The 22,290-nt window shown below is 74.8% G+C and carries 18 protein-coding genes; 9 read left to right on the top strand and 9 right to left on the bottom strand.

Annotation, left to right across the window (positions count from 1 at the left end; translation table 11 throughout):
* The first annotated feature begins 103 nt into the window (after positions 1-103).
* From QUG92_RS02295 to QUG92_RS02275, 5 genes are read left to right on the top strand one after another with little or no spacing between them, the layout of a single operon-like run.
* The gene (locus QUG92_RS02295) at positions 104-1,420 is read left to right on the top strand and encodes a glycerophosphoryl diester phosphodiesterase membrane domain-containing protein (protein WP_289457531.1); all 1,317 of its coding nucleotides are present in this window, start codon (positions 104-106) and stop codon (positions 1,418-1,420) included.
* The gene (locus tag QUG92_RS02290; RefSeq protein WP_289457530.1) at positions 1,417-2,049 is read left to right on the top strand and encodes a DUF4129 domain-containing protein; all 633 of its coding nucleotides are present in this window, start codon (positions 1,417-1,419) and stop codon (positions 2,047-2,049) included. Before QUG92_RS02295 ends, QUG92_RS02290 begins: the two co-directional genes overlap by 4 nt.
* The gene (locus tag QUG92_RS02285) at positions 2,046-3,338 is read left to right on the top strand and encodes a DUF4350 domain-containing protein (RefSeq protein WP_289457529.1); all 1,293 of its coding nucleotides are present in this window, start codon (positions 2,046-2,048) and stop codon (positions 3,336-3,338) included. The genes QUG92_RS02290 and QUG92_RS02285 overlap by 4 nt, the downstream gene beginning before the upstream one ends.
* Positions 3,335-4,327, top strand: a complete 993-nt coding sequence (locus QUG92_RS02280; protein ID WP_289457528.1) for an AAA family ATPase — start codon at positions 3,335-3,337, stop codon at positions 4,325-4,327. The genes QUG92_RS02285 and QUG92_RS02280 overlap by 4 nt, the downstream gene beginning before the upstream one ends.
* Entirely contained in the window at positions 4,327-5,685 is a 1,359-nt protein-coding gene (locus QUG92_RS02275) for a DUF58 domain-containing protein (protein ID WP_289457527.1), read from the top strand. The genes QUG92_RS02280 and QUG92_RS02275 overlap by 1 nt, the downstream gene beginning before the upstream one ends.
* A gap of 6 nt (positions 5,686-5,691) precedes the next feature.
* Here the strand turns inward: QUG92_RS02275 and QUG92_RS02270 are convergent, their stop codons facing one another.
* Positions 5,692-6,687 (bottom strand): stage II sporulation protein M, encoded by a 996-nt coding sequence (locus QUG92_RS02270; RefSeq protein WP_289457526.1) that lies wholly within the window; start codon positions 6,685-6,687, stop codon positions 5,692-5,694.
* A 78-nt stretch (positions 6,688-6,765) separates the two neighbouring features.
* On the opposite strand from QUG92_RS02270, the gene QUG92_RS02265 reads away from it, so the two are divergent.
* Entirely contained in the window at positions 6,766-7,635 is an 870-nt protein-coding gene (locus QUG92_RS02265) for an RDD family protein (RefSeq protein WP_289457525.1), read from the top strand.
* 177 nt (positions 7,636-7,812) lie between these two features.
* Here QUG92_RS02265 and ahcY read toward each other — a convergent pair whose 3' ends face one another.
* Positions 7,813-9,291 carry an adenosylhomocysteinase gene (gene ahcY / locus QUG92_RS02260; protein ID WP_289457524.1) on the bottom strand — a complete coding sequence of 493 codons (1,479 nt, stop codon included), beginning with the start codon at positions 9,289-9,291 and terminating at the stop codon, positions 7,813-7,815.
* A 107-nt stretch (positions 9,292-9,398) separates the two neighbouring features.
* The gene (locus QUG92_RS02255; RefSeq protein WP_111241051.1) at positions 9,399-9,614 is read right to left on the bottom strand and encodes a DUF3499 family protein; all 216 of its coding nucleotides are present in this window, start codon (positions 9,612-9,614) and stop codon (positions 9,399-9,401) included.
* Positions 9,615-9,694: 80 nt separating this feature from the next.
* On the opposite strand from QUG92_RS02255, the gene QUG92_RS02250 reads away from it, so the two are divergent.
* Positions 9,695-10,135, top strand: a complete 441-nt coding sequence (locus tag QUG92_RS02250; RefSeq protein WP_069712265.1) for a hypothetical protein — start codon at positions 9,695-9,697, stop codon at positions 10,133-10,135.
* An 84-nt stretch (positions 10,136-10,219) separates the two neighbouring features.
* On the opposite strand, the gene QUG92_RS02245 is transcribed toward QUG92_RS02250, so the two are convergent.
* From QUG92_RS02245 to manA, 5 genes are all read right to left on the bottom strand, one after another.
* A complete protein-coding gene (locus QUG92_RS02245) occupies positions 10,220-11,623 on the bottom strand; it encodes a DUF5719 family protein (RefSeq protein ID WP_289457523.1) in 1,404 nt (467 codons plus the stop codon).
* The gene (locus QUG92_RS02240) at positions 11,620-14,502 is read right to left on the bottom strand and encodes a glycosyltransferase family 2 protein (RefSeq protein WP_289457522.1); all 2,883 of its coding nucleotides are present in this window, start codon (positions 14,500-14,502) and stop codon (positions 11,620-11,622) included. The genes QUG92_RS02245 and QUG92_RS02240 overlap by 4 nt, the downstream gene beginning before the upstream one ends.
* Before the next feature lie 120 nt (positions 14,503-14,622).
* A complete protein-coding gene (locus tag QUG92_RS02235) occupies positions 14,623-14,961 on the bottom strand; it encodes a WhiB family transcriptional regulator (RefSeq protein ID WP_083263849.1) in 339 nt (112 codons plus the stop codon).
* A gap of 179 nt (positions 14,962-15,140) precedes the next feature.
* Entirely contained in the window at positions 15,141-16,103 is a 963-nt protein-coding gene (gene galE / locus QUG92_RS02230; protein ID WP_289457521.1) for a UDP-glucose 4-epimerase GalE, read from the bottom strand.
* Positions 16,104-16,157: 54 nt separating this feature from the next.
* On the bottom strand, positions 16,158-17,366 hold the full coding sequence (gene manA / locus QUG92_RS02225) for a mannose-6-phosphate isomerase, class I (RefSeq protein WP_289457520.1): 1,209 nt from the start codon (positions 17,364-17,366) through the stop codon (positions 16,158-16,160).
* Between the two features lie 76 nt (positions 17,367-17,442).
* Here manA and QUG92_RS02220 point away from each other — a divergent pair, with 76 nt between their 5' ends.
* The gene (locus tag QUG92_RS02220; protein ID WP_289457519.1) at positions 17,443-19,524 is read left to right on the top strand and encodes an acyltransferase family protein; all 2,082 of its coding nucleotides are present in this window, start codon (positions 17,443-17,445) and stop codon (positions 19,522-19,524) included.
* A gap of 19 nt (positions 19,525-19,543) precedes the next feature.
* Positions 19,544-20,923, top strand: coding sequence for an O-antigen ligase family protein (locus tag QUG92_RS02215; protein WP_289457518.1), 1,380 nt, complete (start codon positions 19,544-19,546; stop codon positions 20,921-20,923).
* On the opposite strand, the gene QUG92_RS02210 is transcribed toward QUG92_RS02215, so the two are convergent.
* Positions 20,886-22,238 (bottom strand): hypothetical protein, encoded by a 1,353-nt coding sequence (locus QUG92_RS02210; protein WP_289457517.1) that lies wholly within the window; start codon positions 22,236-22,238, stop codon positions 20,886-20,888. The two genes, QUG92_RS02215 and QUG92_RS02210, sit on opposite strands and share 38 nt — an antisense overlap.
* Positions 22,239-22,290 lie beyond the last annotated feature (52 nt).

Here is a 22,290-nt window from a genome sequence, read left to right as displayed (position 1 = left end):
CCTACGGTCACGATAGCCGAGCACCCGTCGAGCGGCGTTCTCCGGCAGGATGGGTCGGGTCGCGTGTTCCGCTGCGCGGCCGGTGCAGGACGAGGGGGCGGCGATGTCCGACTGGCAGGTTCCGGGTTCGCGCGACGGCGACGACCGGACGGGAGGCCCGACCCGGCCCCCGGCGCAGCAGCCGTCCGGCGCGTGGCCGGGTCAGCACCAGCAGCAGTGGCAGCAGCAGCACGTCGAGCCGCCGCGGCCGCCGCAGCGGCCCGCCGTGCCGCTCCGCCCGCTGGGCTTCGGGGACGTGCTCGCCGGTGCCTTCACGGTGTTCCGTCGGAACGCGCGCGTCCTGCTGCTCTGGAGCCTGCTGCTCAGCGGTGTGCTCGGGCTGGTGTCGACGATCGCGAGCACGCTCGGGCAGCAGGTCCTCCAGTCGCGGACGGCCTCCGCCCTCGACGGCGGCAGCGGGTCCGACGACGTCCTCGCCGGCTCGGTCACCACGTACCTGCTGCTCGCCGTCGCCCTGCCGTTCCTCGCCTCCCTCGGCCGTGCGTTCCTCGTCGCACCGGTGGCGGCCGACACCGGCCAGCGCGTGCTCGGACGCCGGGGCAGCTTCCGCGGGCTCTGGTCGCTCCTGGCCGGGCGGCGCTGGTCCGTGCTGGCGTGGATCCTGCTGCAGCTCGCCGCCGGTGCCGTGCTCGGCGGGGTGTTCGTCGCCCTCGTCCTCGGCGCGTTCGGGGCCCTGTCGGCGGGCGCGTCCGGCGTCGGCGGGTACATCGCCGTCATCCTGCTGCTGTTCGTCGTCGCGGGCCTCGCGGTCGCGTGGCTCGGGACGAAGTTCGCCTTCACCGTGCCGACCATCGCGCTCGAGGGCCGCGGGGTGTTCTCGGCGGCGGCGCAGTCGTGGCGGCTCACCCGCGGCGCGTTCTGGCGCACGCTCGGCATCGTCCTGCTCGTGCGGGTGGTGTTCGGGATCGCGGCGTCGATCGCGGCCACACCGCTGACGTTCGCCACGGTGCTCGCCGCCGGGACCTTCGACCCGCTCGGGCAGACCGACGCGAGTGCCGGCATCGGGCCCGGTGCCGTCGTGGCGGTCGTCGTCGGTGCACTGCTCACCATCGCCGTGCAGTGCACGACCGACGTGCTCAGTGCGTCGATCGTGACGTTCCTCGCGATCGACCGGCGGATCCGGACCGAGGCGCTCGACCAGCGGATCCTCGCGCACCTCGAGACCGGCGAGCCCGCCGACCCCTTCGCTCCGGCACCCGCCGTCGACCGGTCGTCCCGTCCGGGACCGCAGTGGCCCGGACAGCCGTGGCCGGGCGCGCAACAGCAGTGGCCCGGGCAGCAGCAGTGGCCCGGGCAGCCGTGGCCCGGACCGCACGACCAGGGTGGCCCCGGGTGGCACCCGTCGGACGGCGGCGCGTGAGCCCCGGCGCGGACGAGGCCCGACGGCTCCTCGAACGCGAGCTCGAGCGGTCCGAGTACGACGGCGCACGGGCCACCTGGTGGGACCGTGCCTCCCGGGCGTTCCTCGACTGGCTCGGGTCGTTCCGGGTCGGTGGTCTCGACTCCCCCGTCCTGACGCACACGTTCCTCGCGATCGCGGTCGTCGTGCTCGTCGCGGTCGTGGTCCTCGTGGTCGTCGCCCGGGGCCTGCCCCGTCGCCGACCACGGACGACACCGACGTCGGACGGGTCGGTCTTCGACGCCGAGGACATCCGCTCGGCGCGGGAACTCGGCGACGCCGGCCGGGCAGCGCTGCGGTCCGGCGACTGGTCCGGTGCCGTCCTCGACGGCTACCGCGCGCTCGCCCGCGGGCTCGGTGAACGCGACCTCGTCCTCGACGTGCCCGGTGCGACGGCCCGGGCGGTCGCCGGCCGTGCGGCACCGCTGTTCCCCGAGCAGGCGGAGCGGATCGACACCGCGGCACGCGCGTTCGACGACGTCCGGTACCTCGGCCGCTCGGCGGACGAGGCGGTCGCACGGGCGGTCCTCGACACCGAGCAGGCCGTGCGGACGGCACGCCCGCAGGCCGTCCCGGCGGTCCCCGCGTGAGCACCACGACCGCGAGGCAGGGCGCTCCCCGGACCGCCGGTGCCGGACCGGCTGCCGACGCCCGTCCGCCCCGTCGCGGCGGACGGGTCGTCCTCTGGGTCGTCGTCGTCCTCGTGGGTGTGCTGCTCGCCGCGCTGACGGCGGCGGTGCAGTCGTCGACCGGTCCGACCCGCGACCCGCTCGACCCCCGGTCCGCGACCGCCAGCGGTGCGGAGGCCCTCGTCCGCGTGCTCGAGCAGCAGGGGACGACCGTCGACGTCGTCGACCGCGTGGACCGGCTCGACGCCGGGGACCTCCGGGGCAGCACCGTCCTCGTCGACGACTCGGCCGCAGCACTGGACCCCGCGGTCGCGCGTCGGCTCGGCCGCGAGGCACGGCACGTCGTCCTGTTCTCCGACGACCCGACGTCCCTCGAGGCGCTCGGCCTCGGCGTCGAGCCGGCTGGTCCGGTCACCGGCGACGCGGTCGTCTCCACGGCCGGGTGCGCGATCCCGGCAGCCGAGGCCGCTGGTCGGATCACGAGCACCGGGTCCGGCTACCGCCCGACCGACACGGTCCGCCCACCAGCCGACACCGACCTCTGCGTCCCGACCGGCACCGGCGACGACCGCGTCGCCGGCCTGGTCCGGACCTCCACGGCCGGCGGCGACGTGACCCTCGTCGGCACCACCGCGGCGTTCCGCAACGACACGGTCACCACGGCGGGCAACGCCGCGTTCGGGCTCGCGCTGCTCGGCTCGGCCGACCGCCTGGTCTGGTACACCCCGATGACGACCTCCGCCGACGCCGCACCGACGCTCGGCTCGCTGGCACCGCCGTGGGTGCCCGGGGCGTTGCTCCTCCTCGGGCTCGTCGCCGTCGCCGCGGGTGTCTGGCGCGGGCGGCGACTCGGGCCGCTCGTCGTCGAGCGCATGCCCGTCGTGGTGCGCGCTGCGGAGACCACCGAGGGCAGGGCCCGGCTCTACGCCCGTACCCGCGACCGGACGCACGCCCTCGACACCCTCCGGATCGCGGCGCTCCGACGGACCGCACGCCGACTCGGTCTGCCACCCGGGGCGCACGTCGACGAGGTCGTGCGCGCCGCCGCCCGCGCGACCGGGCGGCCGGACACCGCCGTCGGTGCCGTCCTCGTGGGCGGGCCGACGCACGACGACCGCGCCCTGGTCGACGGCGCCGCGGCGCTCGACGAGCTCGAGCGGGCCGTCCGCACGGCGACCGGCGAGGCGGCCGCCGGCCCCACCACGACCACACCCACGACCCACCGCGACCGACGAGGAGCACGACCGTGACCGATCCGTCCCCCGCCCACACCCCGACGGCCACCGCCCCGGACCCGCTCCGGGAGGCCTTCGGTCGCCTGCGCGCCGAGGTCGGCAAGGCCGTGGTCGGGCAGGAGGGCGCCGTGTCCGGCATGATCGTCGGCATCCTGGCGCAGGGGCACGTGCTGCTCGAGGGGGTTCCCGGGGTCGCGAAGACCCTGCTCGTCCGGAGCGTCGCGGCAGCGATGTCGCTCGACACCAAGCGCATCCAGTTCACGCCCGACCTGATGCCCGGCGACGTCACGGGATCGCTCGTCTTCGACGCGTCGACCGGCACGTTCCCGTTCCGGGAGGGACCGGTGTTCACGAACGTGCTGCTGGCCGACGAGGTCAACCGGACGCCGCCGAAGACACAGTCGGCGCTGCTCGAGGCGATGGAGGAGCGCCAGGTCAGCGTCGACGGCGCAGCACGCCCGCTCCCCGAGCCCTTCCTCGTCGCCGCGACGATGAACCCGATCGAGTTCGAGGGCACCTACACGCTGCCCGAGGCACAGCTCGACCGCTTCCTCGTGAAGCTCACGCTCGACGTGCCCCCGCGGGACGTCGAGTGGCAGGTCCTGCGCCGGCACGCGGACGGCTTCGTCCCGCGGGACGTCCGCTCCGCCGGGATCCGACCGGTGCTCGGCGCCGACGAGGTGCTCGCGGCACAGCGGGCGGTCCGCGCGGTCCGAGCACGGGACGACGTCCTCGCGTACGTGGTCGACCTCGCCCGCGCAACACGACAGGCGCCGTCGGTCCGGGTCGGCGTCAGCCCGCGCGGCGCGACCGCGCTCCTCGCCGCGGCGAAGGCGTGGGCCTGGCTCACCGGGTACGACGCCGTCACCCCGGACCACGTGCAGGCGATGCTCCTGCCGGTCTGGCGGCACCGGCTCCGGGTCGCCGCGGACGCCGAGCTCGAGGGCGTCGGTGCGGAGGGCGTGCTGCAGCAGGTCGTCGAGCAGGTCCGGGTCCCGTTCTAGTGGCGGTCTCCGGTCGGTTCGTCGCGCTCCTCGCCGTCGCGATCGTCCCCGTCGTGCTGCTCGGGAGCGCGTGGGCCGGTGTGGCGTGGATGGTGGTCGTCGTGCTCGCCGCGGGGCTCGACGTCCTGCTCGCCGCGGACCTGCGGCAGGTGCGGGTCGAGCGCCGGATGCCGCGGCTCGCGCGACGGGGGACGACCGCCGACGGCACCCTCGTCCTCGTCAACGACGGCTCCCGCACCCTGCGCGCCCTCGCCCGGGACATGTGGGAGCCGTCCGCGGGTCAGACGCCCCGACGACTCCGCGCGACGGTGCCCTCCGGGGAGCGCCGCGCGCTCCGCGTCCGCTTCGCACCGTTCCGCCGCGGGCGGCGCTCGACCACCGGTGTCGCCGTCCGGGCCGCCGGCCCCCTCGGGCTCGCCGCCCGGCAGCGGGTCGTCGCGGCGCCCGCGGAACTCGTCGTCACGCCGCCGTTCCGCTCACGCCGCCACCTGCCCTCGCGGCTCGCGCGGCTGCGGGAGCTCGACGGCGAGACCACCCTGCAGCTCCGCGGCCACGGCACCGAGTTCGACTCCCTGCGTGACTACGTCCGCGGCGACGACGTGCGGTCCATCGACTGGCGCGCCACCGCCCGACGACAGGACCTCGTGGTCCGCACCTGGCGACCCGAGCGCGACCGACGGGTCGTCGTGGTCGTCGACGGCGGTCGGGCGGGAGCCGGTCGGGTGGAGGACGAGCCCCGACTCGACACGTTCATCGAGACGGCGCTCCTCCTCGGCGCGCTCGCGTCGGCGGCGGGCGACCGCGTGGACCTCGTCGTGCTCGACGACGGCGTGCGCCAGCGGGTCCACGGCGCGACGCGGACCGACGTCGTCCGGCGCTTCGGCGAGGCCCTCGCCCTCGCGGAGCCCGGACTCGCGGCGACGGACTGGGCGGCGGTGCCCGGCCTGGTCGACGCGGTGACGACCTCGCGCTCCCTCGTCGTGCTCGTCTCCAGCCTCGACTCCGTCGGCGCCTCGGCGGACCTGCTCGCGGTGCTCCCGCGGCTCACGCGGCGGCACGCCGTCGTAGTGACCAGCGTCACCGACCCGACCGTCGAGCGGATGGCGGACGGGGTCCCGGAGCCGGGACGCGCGGAACCGGACCGGCGGGGCGGACGGGTGCCGGGCCTCCCGTCCGGGTCCGGTGCCGAACGCGACGTGTACCGACGCGCCGCGGCGACCCGGACGCTGCTCGACGCCGACGGTGTCGGGGACGTGGCGCGTCGCGCCGGGGCCGAGGTCGTCCGCGGCACGCCCGAGCAGGTGCCGCCGGCCGTGGCAGACGCGTACGTCCGCGCCAAGGCGACCGGGCGGCTCTGACACCGGTCAGCCGGCCGTGAGCGCGGTCGCGCCGCGCTCGAACTCCTCGACGTCACCGCGCTCGCCCGCACGGTGCGCGCGGCCGCCGAGCACCCACTGGTACCAGAGCACCGCGCCGAGGGCGACCGTACCGATGCCGATCTTGACCGCCCACGGCCACTCCTGACGGGTGACGACGCCCTCGACGAGGCCGGAGAGCAGCAGCGTGAGGACCAGACCCACCGCGACGGTGATCAGCGCTCGGCCGTCCTCGGCGAGCGCCTGTGCCCGGGTCCGCGCGCCGGGCGCGACCCAGGACCAGGCGATCATCAGCCCGGCTCCCCCCGCGAGGAACACCGAGTACAGCTCGAGCTGTCCGTGCGGCGCGATGTACAGGAAGAAGTCCCCGAGCCGGCCCTGCGAGTGCATGATCGCGGCGGACACGCCCAGGCTCACCGCGTTCTGCACGATCGAGACGGGCACGTAGAGGCCGGTGATGCCGAAGGCGACCATCCGTGCGGCGATGAAGGCGTTGTTCGACCACACCTGCGCCGAGAACGCGCCGAGGCCGTGGTCCGAGTAGTACGCCTGGAAGTCCTCGGTGGCGTACTGCCGGAGTGCCGCCGGCGAGCCGAAGGTGGCCGTGGCGCCGGGGGTGGTCGTGATCCACACGGCCACGATCACGGCGATCGCCGCGGTGGCGGCGCCCACCCACAGCGTCGTCCAGCGGATGCGGTACATCGCCGCGGGGAGCTGGCGGACGAAGAAGGCCGAGAGCGCCGTCAGCGGGTCGACCGGCGTGCCCGTGAAGCGGAGCCGTGCCCGCGACACCACGAGGGACAGCCGGTCCCCGGTCGCCGTGCGGGGTGCTGCGCCGCGGATGCGGGCGAGGTCGGTGGCGGCCTCCTGGTACCCGGCGACGAGCCGGTCGGCGTCCGCCCCGGAGGTGCGGCGGGTCCGGGCGAGCCGGTCGAGCTCCTGCCAGCGGTCGCCGTGCACCGCGCTGTAGGCCTCCAGGTCCACGTGACTCCCCCACCGTCCCGAGCACGCCCCGCCGGATCCGCCCGCGCGGTCGGCGACGTGCTCCGTCAGAATGATCCCATGTCGAAGACCCGTGCGCCGCGCGACCTGGCCGACGCCCGCTTCGGGGCGGTCCTCGACGACACCGCCGACGAGCTCGTCGTCGGCGAGGCCGTCGCACTCGACGTGCAGCCCGCGGGCATCGCGCTCCGGCTCACCGCGGCGCTGCTCGACGCACTCTGCCTCGTCGTGTTGTTCGTCCTCCTGCTGCTCGGGCTCTCCCGGGTCCTGCCGAGCGGGATCGACGGCGCGTGGCTCGTCCCGCTGCAGATCGGGTCGGTCGTCACCGTGCTCGTGCTCGTCCCCGCCGCGGTCGAGACCGTGACCCGCGGCAAGAGCGTCGGCCGGTACGCCACCGGCACCCGGGTCGTCCGGGTCGACGGCGGGGCGATCGGGTTCCGCCACGCGTTCACCCGTGCGCTGGTCGGCCTGCTCGAGCTCTGGACCACCTTCGGGTCGATCGCGTTGCTCGTCGCGCTGTTCGGGAGCCGGCCGCGGCGCCTCGGGGACCTGCTCGCCGGCACCTTCGTGCAGCACGAACGCGCGGCGCGCATCCGTAGCGTCGAGGTGCTGCTGCCGGTCGAACTCGTCGGGTGGGCGGGCATCGCCGACGTGTCCGCGCTGCCGCAGCGGCTCGAGAACCGGCTCGGCGCCTTCTTCCGCGGCGCCGCCGACGTGCGTCCGGATGCGCGGGCCGCGGCGGCCGAGCGGCTCGCGGCGGCGGTCGTGCCGTACGTGCACCCGGTGCCGCCCGTGCCGGCGGAGACCTTCCTCGCCGGCGTCACCGTCCTGCGTCGCGCGCGCGACGAGCGGGCGCTCCGGGCGCGGGCGGCGCTGCTCGACCGGGCGGCCGCGACGGCCGCGGCGCGGCCGCCGGGCTTCCCGCGCTGAGCCCGCGGCGCTCGCGGTGACGCGCGACCGGCGCAGGCGCGCACGGCTGGGTCGAACCACGGACGCGACATCGAACCGGCCCGCGGGCCTGGTTCGACGTCGCATCCGTGGTTCGTCCCGAGGCGTCCGCGCGGTGACGCGCCACGTCCGGCCGGGTCGTGGCGCGCCCGCCGCGGCTCAGTACCGGTAGTGCTCGGGCTTGTACGGCCCCTCGACCGCGACACCGATGTAGGCGGCCTGCTCCGGACGCAGCTCGGTCAACTGCACGCCGAGCGCGTCGAGGTGCAGACGGGCGACCTTCTCGTCCAGGTGCTTCGGCAGCACGTACACGCCCGTCGGGTACTGCTCGCGCCGGGTGTGCAGCTCGATCTGCGCCAGCACCTGGTTCGTGAACGAGTTGCTCATCACGAACGACGGGTGCCCGGTCGCGTTGCCGAGGTTCATGAGCCGCCCCTCGCTGAGCACGAGGATCGAGCGCCCGTTCGGCAGCCGCCACTCGTGCACCTGCGGCTTGATCTCGACCTTCTCGACGCCGGCCAGCGCCTCGAGCCCCGCCATGTCGATCTCGTTGTCGAAGTGCCCGACGTTCGCGACGACCGCGAGGTGCTTCAGCGAGAGCATCTCGTCGACGCCGACGACGCCGAGGTTGCCGGTGCACGTGACGACCATGTCGACCTGCTCGGCGACGTCCGCCAGCCGGGCCACCTGGTAGCCGTCCATCGCGGCCTGCAGTGCGCAGATCGGGTCGACCTCGGACACGATGACCCGGGCGCCCTGGCCGCGCAGGGCCTCCGCGGCCCCCTTGCCCACGTCGCCGTACCCGACGACGAACGCGACCTTGCCGCCGATGAGGACGTCCGTCGCGCGGTTCAGGCCGTCGGGCAGCGAGTGCCGGATGCCGTACTTGTTGTCGAACTTCGACTTCGTGACCGAGTCGTTGACGTTGATCGCCGGGAAGCGCAGCTCGCCGTTCCGCGCGAGCTCGTACAGGCGGTGCACGCCGGTGGTGGTCTCCTCGGTCACGCCCTCGATCTCGGCGGCGATCCGGGTCCAGCGGTCCGGGGACTCCTCGAGCGAGGCGGCGACGGTGGCGAGGACGATCCGCCACTCGGCACTCGCGTCGTCACCCGCGTCCGGCACGCGACCGGCGGTCTCGGCGTCGGCCCCGGTGTGCACGAGCATCGTCGCGTCACCGCCGTCGTCGAGGACGAGGTTCGGTCCCGACCAGTCGGCACCCGCGGCCGCGGCCTCGGCACTCCAGTCGAAGATGCGGCTCGTGCACCACCAGTACTCCTCGAGCGTCTCGCCCTTCCACGCGAAGACCGGCACGCCGGCGGGTGCGTCGGGCGTCCCCGCCGGGCCGACGGCCACGGCGGCGGCGGCCTCGTCCTGCGTCGAGAAGATGTTGCAGCTGGCCCAGCGGACCTGCGCGCCGAGGGCGACGAGCGTCTCGATGAGGACCGCCGTCTGCACCGTCATGTGCAGGGACCCGGCGATGCGCGCGCCGGCGAGCGGCTGCGTCGCGCCGAACTCCTCGCGCAGGGACATCAGCCCCGGCATCTCGTTCTCGGCGAGCCGGATCTGGTGGCGACCCGCCTCGGCGAGAGTGAGGTCGGCGACACGGAACGGTGCTGCGGTGCGGGTCTCGGTGGACATGCGGCCAGTCTTCCACGCCCGGCCAGGAGGCGCGGGTCGTCCGGCGACGTCGGTGCCGTCCGCAGCGCCTCCCGTCCGCAGCGCGCACCGCGACGCTCAGGCCGGCGTCAGTCGGCGTCGCGGCGGAGCGGCTCGCGCCGCACCACGTCCCACCCACGTGGCACGCGCAGTCGCGCCGCATGGCGCGCGCAGAGGTCGTACCCGTGCGGCTCGACGCGGGTCGACAACGGTCCGACGACGACCATCGAGTCGGCGTAGTCGTACGTCAGGGTCGCCGACGCGCTCGCGCCACAGGCGACCTTGCTGCAGATCCGTACGTCCATACCGGCACCGACCCTACCCGCCGCCCTCCGGTGCCCGGCTGCGGGCGGAGCGGACGGACCCCGCCGCGTACGATGGCGGGATGCGTCGGAAGCCTCCTCTCGTCACCCCGGTCGACCGTGCCCGGGGGCGTTCCCGGCACGGACGCGGCGGGCGGTCGAGCGTGACCGGACCGGAGCTCGCGCCCGTGGTCACCCGTGCCGAGACCTTCGACCGGATCGTCGGCGACACCGCGCACTACCTGGTCGGGATGTGGCCGGACGAGCTCGCGGGCGTGGTGTTCCAGGTGGCGGACATGCCCACCGACCGGGACCTGCCGGACCGTCTGCCCCGCTGGCGGGTGGACCGCGACGACCGACGCGTGACGCTGTTCCGGATCCCCGTCGAGCGGGTGACCCACAGTCCCGAGAAGGACGACACGGACCGCCGCGTCGTCGTCGAGACCGCGGTGTTCCGGGCGGTGGGCGAGTTGATCGACAAGGATCCGTGGGACCTGGCGCCCGACCGCTTCCGGCACTGGTGATCGACAGGGACACAGCACCCACGGCCGGACCCGGCGCCGGACCGCTTCCGGCACTGGTGACCGACAGGCCGCTCTCCGAAGGACCTAGGGGTAGACGCGGAGCGGCGTCGAGACGTCGGTCGCCGGGCGGACCGGGAAGCCACCGATGCCGTCGCTGCCGTCGTAGCCGACCCCGGCGACGAGCCCCGCGGCACCCACGAGCTCGAGTTGCGTCGACGTGGGGACGCTGACGGTCGCCGTCGCACCGGAGGCCACGGTCACCTCCTGCTCCCGGTCCCCCGACCGGATCGTCACCTGCGCGTCGGACCGCGTCGGGTTGACCAGCGAGAGCTCCGGGTCGCGCCCCGGTGCCACGGCCGTGATCGCGTCGTCACCGAGCGGCTCGGCCGACGCGAACCAGCCGAGGTCGGTGCGGTCGTCGTCCGTCGGTGCCGTCGTGCGGGCCCCGGCGACGAGGGGCTGCGTCGAGGTGACGGTGAACGAGTACCGGCCGTCCGGGAAGTCGTCGAGCGCCACGTCGGTGACCACACCGGGCTCGGCGGTCGCGTTGACGGTCGAACCGCCGCCGTCCGCGGTCGTGATGCCCAGCGTCACCCGGGCGGCCTCGTCGCCGGGGACGAAGAGCCGCACGATCGGTGCGGCGTCCGCGGCGTCGTCCCCGCGCTGGGCCTCCTGCGCGCCGCGGAGCACCACGGCGGGGATGATCTGCGAGGTCGACGGCGCCGCGCCGCCCGAGACGACGTCGTACCCGCCCGGCACGAGCGTGCGCACGATGCTCTCCTGCATGTGCGCGACGATCTGCCCGCCGGTCGAGGTCACGTGCACGACCGTCGACCCCTGACCGGAGACGAAGCCGGACAGGGGCACGACCTTCTGCGTGTTCGGCGCGACCACGATGCCCGTGGTGCCGGGCGCGGTCACCGTGCCGGACGCGTCGTAGACCGCGAGGTCGACGGTCGCGTTGACGTCGGTGGGGTTCGACAGGGTGACCAGGCTCGTCCGTCCCGTCTCGGTCGAGCCGCCCACGAGCCAGGTCGACTGGCCGGGGTCGTCGCACGAGGCGGCGCCGAATCCGACGAGGTCGCCCGAGGACACGGTCTGCGCGCTGCTGCCGGCGACCTGCGGCGTCGTGCGACCCGCCGGCGCCGTCAGGAGCTGCGGCGCGCTGCCCCCGCTCGTGGACGACCCGAGGGTCGAACGGTCGACGGTGGAGCCGGTGGTCGCGGTCGCGACGGTCGCCGACCCGACGGTGCTCGCCGTCGTCGCGTCGTTGCCCGAGTCGTCGGACAGCCGCAGGGCGCTGCCGGCGCACACGCGCTCGGCGTCGGCGGGGACGGGCGTGACGGTGCGACCCGCCGGACGCGCCGGCGTGCTCTCGGTACCGATCGCGTGGGCGGCCGTCACGGCCCCGGCCGCCACGACCACGGCGACCGCGGTCGCGGTGCCGCGGACGACCCAGCGTCGGACGGACCGTGGGCTGGCGCTCATTCGTCGCGCTCCTCGTCGAAGGTGGTGGCGGGTTCCTCGGCCTCGATGACGTTCGAGGTGGCGCGGCGACGGCGGGGGGCCGTCGGGACCGCGAGCAGTGCGGCCGCGCCGAAGACGATCCCGAGCACCACCAGGTAGAGCACGTGGGTCGCCTGCGTGGCCGCCGAGCCCGAGGCGACGCGGTCGACGTCGCCCTCGTAGTGGAAGAGCTGGCCCGTGGCCGTCTCACCGATGCTCGTGAAGCGCGCGTCCTGCCCGATGGCACCGGCCGCCCGGTCGTGCACGGCCTCGGCCGCGGCGTCGTCCGGGGCCTCGTCGAGCAGCACGAACGAGATGCCGAGGCTGCGGAGGGCGGGCTCGGGGTCGTAGCCGCTGCGGCTCGCGAGGTTGCCGGCGAGGGTCGCGAGCTCCGTCCCCTTGCTGCTGAGCCGCAGCGCCGTCGCGTCGAGGGTGGTCTGGTCGTCGAGGGTCGAGCCCTGCCCGCGCTCGAGCGACACCGCGAGGGAGCCGTCCGTCTGCGGGTCGACGACGAGCGTGCCGACGTCCGGGTTCGCCTGCGCCTCGGCGTTCACGTACGCGCTGAGCACGCGGCCGGTGGTCGGCTGCAGCACGGTGTCGCCGAGCGTGGACGCGGCGAAGGCCGGGGCGACCGCGACGCCCGCGAACACCGCGGCGACGATGCCGGTGACGGGAGCCGTCCGCGGCAGGACGTCGATGCCGATGCAGGCGGCGAGGACGAGGCCGAGGGCGGAGACGGAGAGCGCGCTGCCGGGCCAGACGATCGTGGTCGTCGAGCCCACGCCGGTCACGGTGACGTGCGTGGCGGCGACGGCGGTCGCGAACCCGAGCAGGGCGAGGACGAGCGCGGCCCCGGCGACCGCCCAGCGGTGGCCGAGGACCGCCCCGACGGCGAGCAGGGCGACGGGCAGTGCGAGCACGGCCATCGCGATCGGCAGCACGGCCGCGGCGAGTCCGAGCGTCGAGGTGGCGAGGAGCCAACCGCTCCAGTCCGGCAGGGGCTGCCCGATCGCCAGCTGGAAGGCGGACGGGGCGCGGGTCGCGGACGGCACACCGGGGTCGGCGAGGACCGCGAGCGGGTTGCCCCTGGCGACCTGCGCCAGCACGAGCGGCAGGAAGAGCACCGCGGCCGGCACCGGGATGAAGACCCGACGGTGCGCGCGACGCCAGCCGACCACCAGCGAGACCACCCAGCCGACCAGGAGCACCGGCAGCAGGGACGGGGCCGAGGCGGCGACGACCGCGAACAGCAGCGCGGCGCCGGAGGCCCACGCCCACGAACGGTGCGCCTCGAGCACGGCGAGCAGCAGCCACGGCAGGAGCACGTGTGCGATCACGGCGCCGAGGTGGCCGGTCGTGAGGGCGCCGACGAGCGCCGGTGCGATCGTGTACAGCGCGGCGCCGACCACCGGCACCCAGGTGCGCGTGGTGACCTTGCGGACCGCGAACCACGCACCGAGCGCCGCCATCGGCAGGGCGAGCAGGAGCACGACGACGACCCCGGTCGACGGCGACCAGGCGAAGACCGACCCGAGCACGGCGAGCACGGCCGTGAAGGGGTCGCTGGGGCCCGTCGAGCCGGTGCCGATGGAGTGCCAGCCGTACCCGACGTTCTGCCAGAGCCGTCCGACCGAGGTGCTGAGCGGGAGCAGACCGCCGCCGGTCACCGCGGGGCTGCTGAGGAGCGGGTACAGCGTGACGACGCTGAGGACCGCCGCGGCGAGCACGACCCAGACGCCGCCGTCGCCGAGGAACGACGCCCGCGCGATGGGGGCGTCCTCGACGCGGGCGAGCTCGACGTCACGCGAGGTGGTGCGACGCTCGTGCACCCGTCGCCAGCTCACGCGCAGGGGTTCGATCGCGGTCCAGCCCACCCGACGGGTCCTGGCGGCGTTCTTCCGCGCACGCCGGACCCCGCTGCCGAAGGCGACGGCGAACGCCGCGGCGAGCTCGCCCGAGACCGCGGCAGGGTGCTTCGCGACGAGGTGTCCGACGGCGCGACCGGCCGCGAACGGCACGAGGAGCAGCCAGTGCAGCCAGAGCAGTCCGGCCGGCGCTGCGGTGAGGCGTCGGTGCAGCTGCGCCTGCCGGTGCAGGCGGACGCGACGGGCCTCGGACACGCGCTTCCGACCGAACTCCTCGATCGGGCCGGCGCTCGTCACCCGGGCCTCGGGCACGACGGCGACGCGGTGGCCGGCGAGGCGGGCGCGGATGCAGAAGTCGAGGGCGGCGTCGACGTCGGGCAGGGCCGGGTCGAAGCCGCGCAGGTCCCGCCAGACCGAGCGGCGGACGAGCATGCCGCCCGCGGCGACCCCCATCACGTCGGTGTGGCGGTCGTGCTGGCCCTGGTCGAGCTCGTCCTGCACGAGGCCGAGCGAGCGGCCGAAGCGCGTGGTGCTCTCACCGAAGGCGCGGATGAGCGAGGGGTCCTCGGTGGCGACGAGCTTGGGCCCGGCGACGGCGACCGACGGCGCGATCTCCACCGCGGAGAGCATCTCGGCCAGCGCGTCCGGTGCGGGGGCGTTGTCGTGGCCCAGGATCCAGAGCCACTCGTCGGACGGTTCGTCCGCGTCGGCGACCGCCGCCTCGCGCTCGGCCACCGCCACTGCCTCGCCGAACGGCCGTCCGGCGGGGAGCCGGACCAGACCGGCGGAGCCGCCGAGCGCGATGTCGGTCGTGGAGCCGTCGGACGAGCCGATGTCGACGACGACGAGTCCGTCGGGGTGCCGGGTCTGGGCGACGAGGGCGTCCAGGGTCCGGTCGAGGTGCCCGCCACCGTTCGCCGCCACCAGCACCGCGGTGACGCGGGGCTGGGCGGACCGGGACGGGGCCGACCGGGTTTGCGCGGGACTGGTCTGCATGACGCGCGTCACTCTACGGTCTGCCGGGCGGGGCTCCCGCGCCCACGGGCGGCGTGCCGTGAACCTGTGGGACCCATCAACGCGAGGTGCCGGTCGGAGCCGGCACCTGCCCCCAGGCCGTCAGGCGCGGCGGCGGAGCTTGCGGCGTTCGCGCTCGGACAGCCCGCCCCAGATCCCGAAGCGCTCGTCGTTCTCGAGCGCGTACTCCAGGCACTGCGACCGGACCTCGCAGGACGTGCAGATCTTCTTCGCCTCGCGCGTCGAGCCGCCCTTCTCGGGGAAGAACGCCTCGGGGTCGGTCTGCGCGCACAGCGAGTCGACCTGCCACGCGAGCGGGTTCTCCTCGTCGGCCTCGGCGCGACGGACGCCGGGGACGCCGAGCGCCACCGGATCGACGTGCCAGTCCTCCGGCACGTCGGCGTGGAAGTCGGAACCGTTCACCCTGATCACCCCTGACATGTCGACGACGGCCTGCAACGACCGGAGCCGCTGCCTGTAATTACAGCGGTGTCATTCGCCGGAGTCAAGTCGCGGATCATAGAAGGCTCTGACCGTCGCGGCGTGTCATGTCCCCCGTACGGGCGTGTCGCAGCGGTTCTGTCCTGCCGACGGGGGACACGGCAGGCACCGGAACGGGGTCAGCCGACGCGGCGACGGGCCTCCCACGCGCTCGACACCATCTCGTCGAGCGTGTGCCGCATCGCCCACTCGAGGTCGCGGGCCGCGGCGTCGCCGGTGGCGACGATCCTGGCCGGGTCGCCCGGGCGACGCGGTGCGACCTCGGGCTCGAAGGCGATGCCGGTGCCGGCCGCCATCGCGTCCATGATCTGCCGCACGCTCACGCCGTCCCCGCTGCCGAGGTTGTAGGCGCGCTCGAGCTGCTCCCCCGCCTCGAGCTTCCGGGCCGCGACCGCGTGCGAGTGCGCGAGGTCGGCGACGTGGATGTAGTCCCGCACGCACGTGCCGTCCGGGGTGTCGTAGTCGGTGCCGTTGATGCGCGGCGTGCGGCCCGCGAGCAGCGCGTCGAACACCAGGGGGAACAGGTTGTGCGGGCTCGCGTCGTACAGGTCGGGCTCCCCCGAGCCCACGACGTTGAAGTAGCGCAGCGACGTCGTGGTGAAGCCCGCGGCGACCTCCATGTCGCGCAGGAGCCACTCGCCGATGAGCTTCGACTCGCCGTAGGGCGACTCCGGTGCCTTCGGGGTGTCCTCGACGACGACGTCGGCGTCCGGCGTGCCGTAGACCGCGGCGCTCGAGGAGAACACGGCCTTGGTGGCGCCGTGCTCGGCCATGGCCCGGAGCAGGGTCGCGGTGCCGGTGACGTTCTGCTCGTACGTGTGCAGCGGACGCTCGACGGAGACGCCGGCGTACTTGAAGCCCGCGACGTGGACCACGCCGCTGACGACGTGCTCGCGGAGCGTGGCGGCGACCAGGTCGCCGTCGAGGATCGTCCCCTCGACGAACGGCACGTCCTCCGGCACGAAGGCGCGGAAGCCGCTCGACAGGTCGTCGAACGCGACCGTGTCGATGCCGGCGGCGCGCAGGGCGCGGACGACGTGGGACCCGATGTACCCGGCACCGCCGGTGACCAGCCAACTCATGCTCGTCACGCTAGCGGACGGCGTGGCACCGTCCGGCCGCACGTCGGTGCGTGTTCACGCACCCGTCGCGATGAAGACCGTCGAGGTGACCCCGGCGGCGACGTCCGCCTCGACGGTGACGTCCCCCTCGTCCGGCGTGACGTAGCAGGACTCCCCCTGCCGGAGCAGCGTCGCCGACCGCGCACCCACCAGCGTCACGGCACCGGCGGTGCAAACCGCGATCGACGGACCGGACAGCGGGGCGACCCCGCCCGTGCCGAGCCCGACCGGACGACCGTCGCCGGTGACGCGCACGAGGGCGAAGCCGACGCCCTCCGGCGCGAAGCGGTCGACCCCGGCGTCCAGGTGCTCCGGCACGAGGACCGGTGCCGGGTACGCCGTGAAGTCGAGCACGCGGAGCAGTTCGGGGACGTCGACGTGCTTCGCCGTCAGACCGCCGCGCAGCACGTTGTCGGACGGCGCCATCAGCTCGACGCCGAGACCGTCGAGGTAGGCGTGGACGTTCCCGGCGGGCAGGTACATCGCCTCGCCCGCGGCGAGCGTGACCCGGTGCACGAGCAGCGACACGACGACGCCGGGGTCGCCGGGGTACGCCTCGGCGAGGTCGACGACCGTCTGCACGTTCGGGGTGCGCTCACCCTCGGGCAGGGCCGCCGCGAGGTCCGACGCGGCCTGCACCACGGCGAGCGCCGAGGGGTCGGCCGTCTCGAGCCAGCGGACGGTGTCCTCGAGCCCGTGCGCCAGGTGCGCCAGCAGCGGGCCGAGCCGACCGCTCCCGGCGTCGAGTGCCTCGACCTCGACGGTGGTGTCGGCGACCGGGCGGAACCCGCTGAGCGCCTCGAAGCGCTCGCTCAGCGCCACGACGAGCTCGGGCTTCGGGAACGGGTCCTTGTAGTTGCGGGACGGGTCGTCGAGCGGGACGCCCGCTGCCTCCTCGCGCCGGAACCCCTCCTCGGCCTGCTCCGGCGTTGGGTGCGCCTGCAGCGAGAGCGGCGCGGCGGCGGCGAGGAGCTTCAGCAGGAACGGCAGACCGCTCCGGTCCGGACCGAGGGCGACCTCGGGTTCCGCGTCGATCCAGTCGCGCAGCGTGTCCGCGCCACCGACCATCGCCGGGTTCACGACGACGCTCGGGCTGCCGGCGTGCGCGCCGAGCCAGAGCTCCGCCTGCGGCGCCCCCGTGACGGTCCGACCGAGCAGTTCGGGGATCGCGGTGACGGATCCCCACGCGTAGTCGCGAGGCGTGTTGGTGATGCCGAGGAACATGCCCCGAGCGTAGCGGCAGGCATGCGACATCCCACCGAGGGGACATCGACGATCCGCGATACGTAGACTCACCGCGATGTCCGATCCGCGCCGCTCCGAGTCGACCCGTTGGGACGTCCAGGGGTTGCGCGCGTTCGCCGTGCTGGCCGTCGTGCTGTACCACCTCTGGCCGAACCGGCTGCCCGGCGGGTTCGTCGGGGTCGACGTCTTCTTCGTCGTCTCCGGGTACCTCATCACCGGGCACCTCCTGCGCGAACAGCTCCGCTCCGGGCGCATCGCCCTCGGTGCGTTCTGGGCCCGGCGGGCGAAGCGTCTGCTGCCCGGCGCCTTCCTGACGCTCGCGGCGACCGGGGTCGCCGTGCTGCTCGTCGTGCCGAGCACGCTCTGGGGGCAGTACGGCCGCGAGCTCATCGCGGCGAGCGTGTACGTGCAGAACTGGCAGCTCGCCTCGGACTCGGTCGACTACCTCGCCTCGGACAACCAGCCGTCCCCCTTCCAGCACTTCTGGTCGCTGTCGGTCGAGGAGCAGTTCTACATCGCGCTCCCGGTCCTGCTCGTGGCCCTCGCCGCGCTGCTCCGGCGGGCACGCACCGTCTACCCCGTGACGACGGCTCGCGTACTGCTCGGCGCGGTGGTGGTGCTGTCGCTGGTGTGGAGCATCGTCGAGACGCGGACCGCACCGGGGGTCGCCTACTTCTCGACCGCGACGCGGGCCTGGGAGTTCGCGCTGGGCGGGCTCGCGTCGACGGTCGCGCTGCCGCGGCCGGTCACGACCGTCGCGCGGTCGGTGCGGACGGGAGGCGCGTGGCTGGGTGTCGCGGGTCTGGTCGCGTCGCTCTGGGTCATCACCCCGGCGACGCCGTTCCCGGGGTCCGCAGCGATCCTGCCGGTCACGTCCGCGGCACTGGTGGTCCTGCTCGGTGCGCGTTCCGGGCTGGAACGGCTCGGCCGCCTCGCACCGGTCGCCTTCGTCGGGCGCACCTCGTACGCCGTCTACCTCTGGCACTGGCCCGCGATCGTGCTGCTGCCGCTCGTGACCGGGCACGCACTCGGGACCCGCGACAAGGTGGCGGTCCTCGTCGGTGCCCTCCTCCTGGCCGCGGTGACGACCCGGTTCGTCGAGGAGCCGCTGCGGTTCTCGCGCAGGATACGCACCCTGCGGCCGCGGCGGGTGGCGCTCCTCGGCGCGCTGGCGACGGTCGTCGTGGTGGGGATCGGTGCCGTCACGCTCGGCGCCCTGGAGGTCCAGCAGGTGCAGGCGGCCGCCTACCAGCGCTCCCTCGAACGCGGCGACGTGCCCTGCTTCGGCGCGGCCGCCCGCATCGGCTCGGCGGAGCCGTGCGCCGACCCCCGGCTGGCCGACGTCCGGGTGCCGGCGCCGGCGGCCGCCGGGACCGACGACGCGAACCTCCCGGCGTGCTGGTCGAACACGACGGCGGACTTCAACGTCTGCTCGTTCGGACCGCGGACGGGGGCGCGGGCGCACCTCGCGGCGATCGGTGACTCGCACAACAACGCCCTGATCAGCGCCTACCGGGCGATCGCGGAGCGCAACCACTGGCGGATCGACGTCGCCGGCCACGTCGGCTGCTACCTGACGACCGCACAGCAGCAGGCACCCTCGGTCGCCTACACCGAGGCGTGCGAGGGCTGGAAGCGCGCCGCGATCGCCTGGATCGGGGACCACCCGGACCTCGATGCGCTCGTCGTCACCCACGCCGCGACGAAGAGCCCGGTGATCGTGCCGGAGGGGTCGACGAACGAGCAGACGGTCGTCGACGGGCTCGTGGGCGCGTGGCGCACCGCCGTCGACGCGGGCGTCCCCGTGATCGCGATCCGGGACAACCCGGTGACCGGTGCCGGCACCCTGGACTGCCTCGCGCGGATGAGCGGTCCGACCACCGACGCCTGCGACACCCCGCGCTCGGTGGCGACCGCGCCGTACGACGGGACCGAGGACGCGGTCCGCGCGGTCGGCGACCGGGCCCGCGCGATCGACCTGACCGACTCCTACTGCACGGCGACGACCTGCCCGGCGGTGGTCGGCGGCGTGGTGGTGCACCGCGACCCGACGCACGTCACCGGGACCTTCGCGCGGACGCTGGCCCCGTACCTCGGCGCGGACCTGGAACGCGCGCTCGCCTCGCTCGCACGGTGACCGGCACTAGCCTGTCACCGTGACGAACACCTGGCCCGTGGCGCGTGGCTCCGTGCCGGAGCGCGAGGCCTCCGCGCTCGCGAACGCCGTCCTGCTCGTCCTCTTCGCCGGGGACGCCCTGCCGAACACCCTGACCTGGTACGGCGCAGCGGTGGTCTGGGCGGCGCTCGGGTGCTGGGGCGTCTCGATCGTGGTCCGCGCCCGCCCGAGTGCGGCGCGCACACCTCTCGCGCTCTGGTTCTTCCTCGCGTGGTGCCTGGTCTCCGTCGCGTGGTCGCACTGGCGCCCCGCCACCCTCGCGAGCACCGTGGTCCAGGTCCTGTGCGCGGTCGTCGCCTTCGCGATCGCGTCGACGCTGACCTGGCGCCGCATCCTCGACGCGGCGAGCACCGCGTTCCGGTCGGTGCTCGCGCTCTCGCTCCTCTTCGAGGCGGTCGTCGCCGTCGTCGTCCGGCACCCGATCGCGCCGATCTGGACCGACTACGGCGACCGGGAGATCCCGGACGCCTTCTACTTCTCCCGCGCCGAGCTGCTCACCGGCGGGCGCATCCAGGGCCTGCCCGGCAACGCGAACCTGCTCGCGATGGTGGCGCTCCTCGCGGCGATCGCGGTCGCCGTGCAGCTCGCCGAGGGACGGATCCGCCGGAGTCGGGCGATCGGCTGGCTGGCCGTCGCCGCCCTCGTCCTCGCGCTCACCCGGTCGTCCACCGTGCTCGTCGCCGCGGTGGTCGTCGTCGTCGTGCTCGCGCTCGCGCTGTGGATCCGCCGGACCCCGACCGAGCGGCGGACACCCCGGTACCTGCTCGTCCTCGCCGCGGCAGTGGTGGCCGCGGTCGCCGCCGTCGTCCTGCGCGGGCCGATCACCGCGCTGCTCGGGAAGAGCCCCGACCTCACCGGCCGCGGTGAGATCTGGGCCGGCGTCGTCGGCCTCGCACAGCAGCACCCCGTGCTCGGGTGGGGCTGGATCGGCTACTGGTGGCCGGACATCCCCGTGCTCGCGGAGCTCGCACCGCGGAACGGCGTCACGTACCTGCAGGCCCACGACGCCTACCTGGACGCCTGGATGCAGACCGGCATCGTCGGGCTCGTGCTCTTCGTCGTCTACGTCCTCACGACGCTGCTGCGCTCCTGGGCGGGCGCGACCCGGGTCCGCTTCGGTCCGGACCTGCGGCCGCGTGGGTTCGACGCGGTGTCGCTGTTCCCGCTGCTCGTGGTGGCGGCGCTGCTCGTGCAGTCCGTGGCGGAGTCACGGCTGCTCTACCAGGGCAACTGGCTGCTCTTCGCGCTCATCGCGGTGAAGTCGCGCATCGTGCTCGTCGGCGAGGAGCCGGAGAGCGTCGGCGACGGCCCCCGCACGCCGGTCACCGCCCGGGCGTTCCGGACGACCCGCGCCCGCTGAGGACGAGCCAGCACGGCACGGCGGCGTCCCACGGCTGCGCGAGGACGTCGAGCACGAGGTCCGGCTCCGCACGGCACAGGCCGACCCGCGCGGACACCTGCGGCTCCCACTCGGGGCCGCCGGCACGCACGGAGGCCGCGGGCGCGACGTTCCCGACCGCGGCGGCCACGACGGCGGTGACCACGCACCATCCGACGGCCGCGCCGACGAGTCGACCCGCGCCTCCCGTCCGCTGCACGAGCACCGCGGCAGCCAGCACCGCGGACGACACGAGGAGCACGGCGGACGCCGCCGCGTAGCGCGACGGCGTCTGGGACTGGAGGCCCGCGACGTCCAGGTCCGTCCAGTGGCCGTCGGCGGAGGCGTTGGCGACCAGCGCCGCCGTCCAGACGACCACCGAGCCCAGTCCGAGGGCGACCACCAGCGCGCGTGCACGCCAGCTGCCCACGAGCACGGCCGCGGTGCCCACGAGGACGAGCGCGACCGTCGGAGCGACCAGGACCACCCAGCCGTGCGCGACGACCGCGTGCCCGACCACCCCGAGCCGACGGTCCCAGGACCCCGCGAGGGGCTGCAGGAGGTAGCCGACGACGACGTCCGCGACCGCGGGCCCGCCCGGGCGCGACTCGCGGACCGAGGTCGTCGCCGTCAGGACCTGCGCGGCACCGGCGGCGACCGTGGCGACCGTGACCGGGAGCGCTCGCAGCACGGACCAGCCCGGCGAGCCGGGTGCCCGCCACCAGGCGAGGACGAGGAGCGGGGTGAAGAGGAGTGCCTGGGGCTCGGTGAGGACCACCGCCGTCGCCACCACCGCGACGACGACCGCGGACCACCAGGAGCGGGCGCGGTGCGCGAGCAGCCAGGGAGCGAGGACCAGGGCGAACCAGTGCAGGTTCGCCGCGTTGCCGCTCACCTCGTACGGCACCACCGGCACGACGACCGGGACCGCGGCGAGCACGATCCGCAGCGGCCACGCCGGCACCACGGCACGTGCGAGCAGGAAGACCCCGGCGGCCACGAGCCCGACCGCCGCGCAGCTGAGCGCCGAGACCGTCAGTGCGTACTGCTCGACGGGACGGCTGACGGCGACGTCCACCACGAGCCGCGGGACCACGTGGAGGTACCCCGCGTACGGGCGGAGGAGCGTGTCCTCGAAGCCGTACCGCAGCCGTTCGCGCAGGAAGACGCCGGCGTCCTCGGCCCAGGCCGTACCGCGCGCGACGGGGCCGAGCCGGTACCAGGCGAGCGTGCCCGCGAGGACGGCGACGACGAGCGCGGTGGCTGCCCGCGACCCCACCGAACGCAGCGCCCTCATCGCCGACGACGATATCGCGCTGCACGATCACGCCCGCGGGCACACGCCGCGC

Origin of the sequence: Curtobacterium citri (assembly GCF_030362955.1) — a bacterium.
GTDB lineage: Bacteria > Actinomycetota > Actinomycetes > Actinomycetales > Microbacteriaceae > Curtobacterium > Curtobacterium citri.
This window is presented reverse-complemented; position numbering and strand designations above follow the sequence as displayed.

What these genes read in the sequence shown, in the direction of transcription:
- QUG92_RS02210 (WP_289457517.1), bottom strand. Translation starts at nt 22,238, where the DNA reads ATGAGGGCGCTGCGTTCGGTGGGGTCGCGGGCAGCCACCGCGCTCGTC.
- galE (WP_289457521.1), bottom strand. Translation starts at nt 16,103, where the DNA reads ATGAGTTGGCTGGTCACCGGCGGTGCCGGGTACATCGGGTCCCACGTC.
- QUG92_RS02220 (WP_289457519.1), top strand. Translation starts at nt 17,443, where the DNA reads ATGTCCGATCCGCGCCGCTCCGAGTCGACCCGTTGGGACGTCCAGGGG.
- ahcY (WP_289457524.1), bottom strand. Translation starts at nt 9,291, where the DNA reads ATGTCCACCGAGACCCGCACCGCAGCACCGTTCCGTGTCGCCGACCTC.
- QUG92_RS02265 (WP_289457525.1), top strand. Translation starts at nt 6,766, where the DNA reads ATGTCGAAGACCCGTGCGCCGCGCGACCTGGCCGACGCCCGCTTCGGG.
- QUG92_RS02240 (WP_289457522.1), bottom strand. Translation starts at nt 14,502, where the DNA reads ATGCAGACCAGTCCCGCGCAAACCCGGTCGGCCCCGTCCCGGTCCGCC.
- QUG92_RS02255 (WP_111241051.1), bottom strand. Translation starts at nt 9,614, where the DNA reads ATGGACGTACGGATCTGCAGCAAGGTCGCCTGTGGCGCGAGCGCGTCG.
- QUG92_RS02250 (WP_069712265.1), top strand. Translation starts at nt 9,695, where the DNA reads ATGCGTCGGAAGCCTCCTCTCGTCACCCCGGTCGACCGTGCCCGGGGG.
- QUG92_RS02295 (WP_289457531.1), top strand. Translation starts at nt 104, where the DNA reads ATGTCCGACTGGCAGGTTCCGGGTTCGCGCGACGGCGACGACCGGACG.
- QUG92_RS02235 (WP_083263849.1), bottom strand. Translation starts at nt 14,961, where the DNA reads ATGTCAGGGGTGATCAGGGTGAACGGTTCCGACTTCCACGCCGACGTG.
- QUG92_RS02245 (WP_289457523.1), bottom strand. Translation starts at nt 11,623, where the DNA reads ATGAGCGCCAGCCCACGGTCCGTCCGACGCTGGGTCGTCCGCGGCACC.
- manA (WP_289457520.1), bottom strand. Translation starts at nt 17,366, where the DNA reads ATGTTCCTCGGCATCACCAACACGCCTCGCGACTACGCGTGGGGATCC.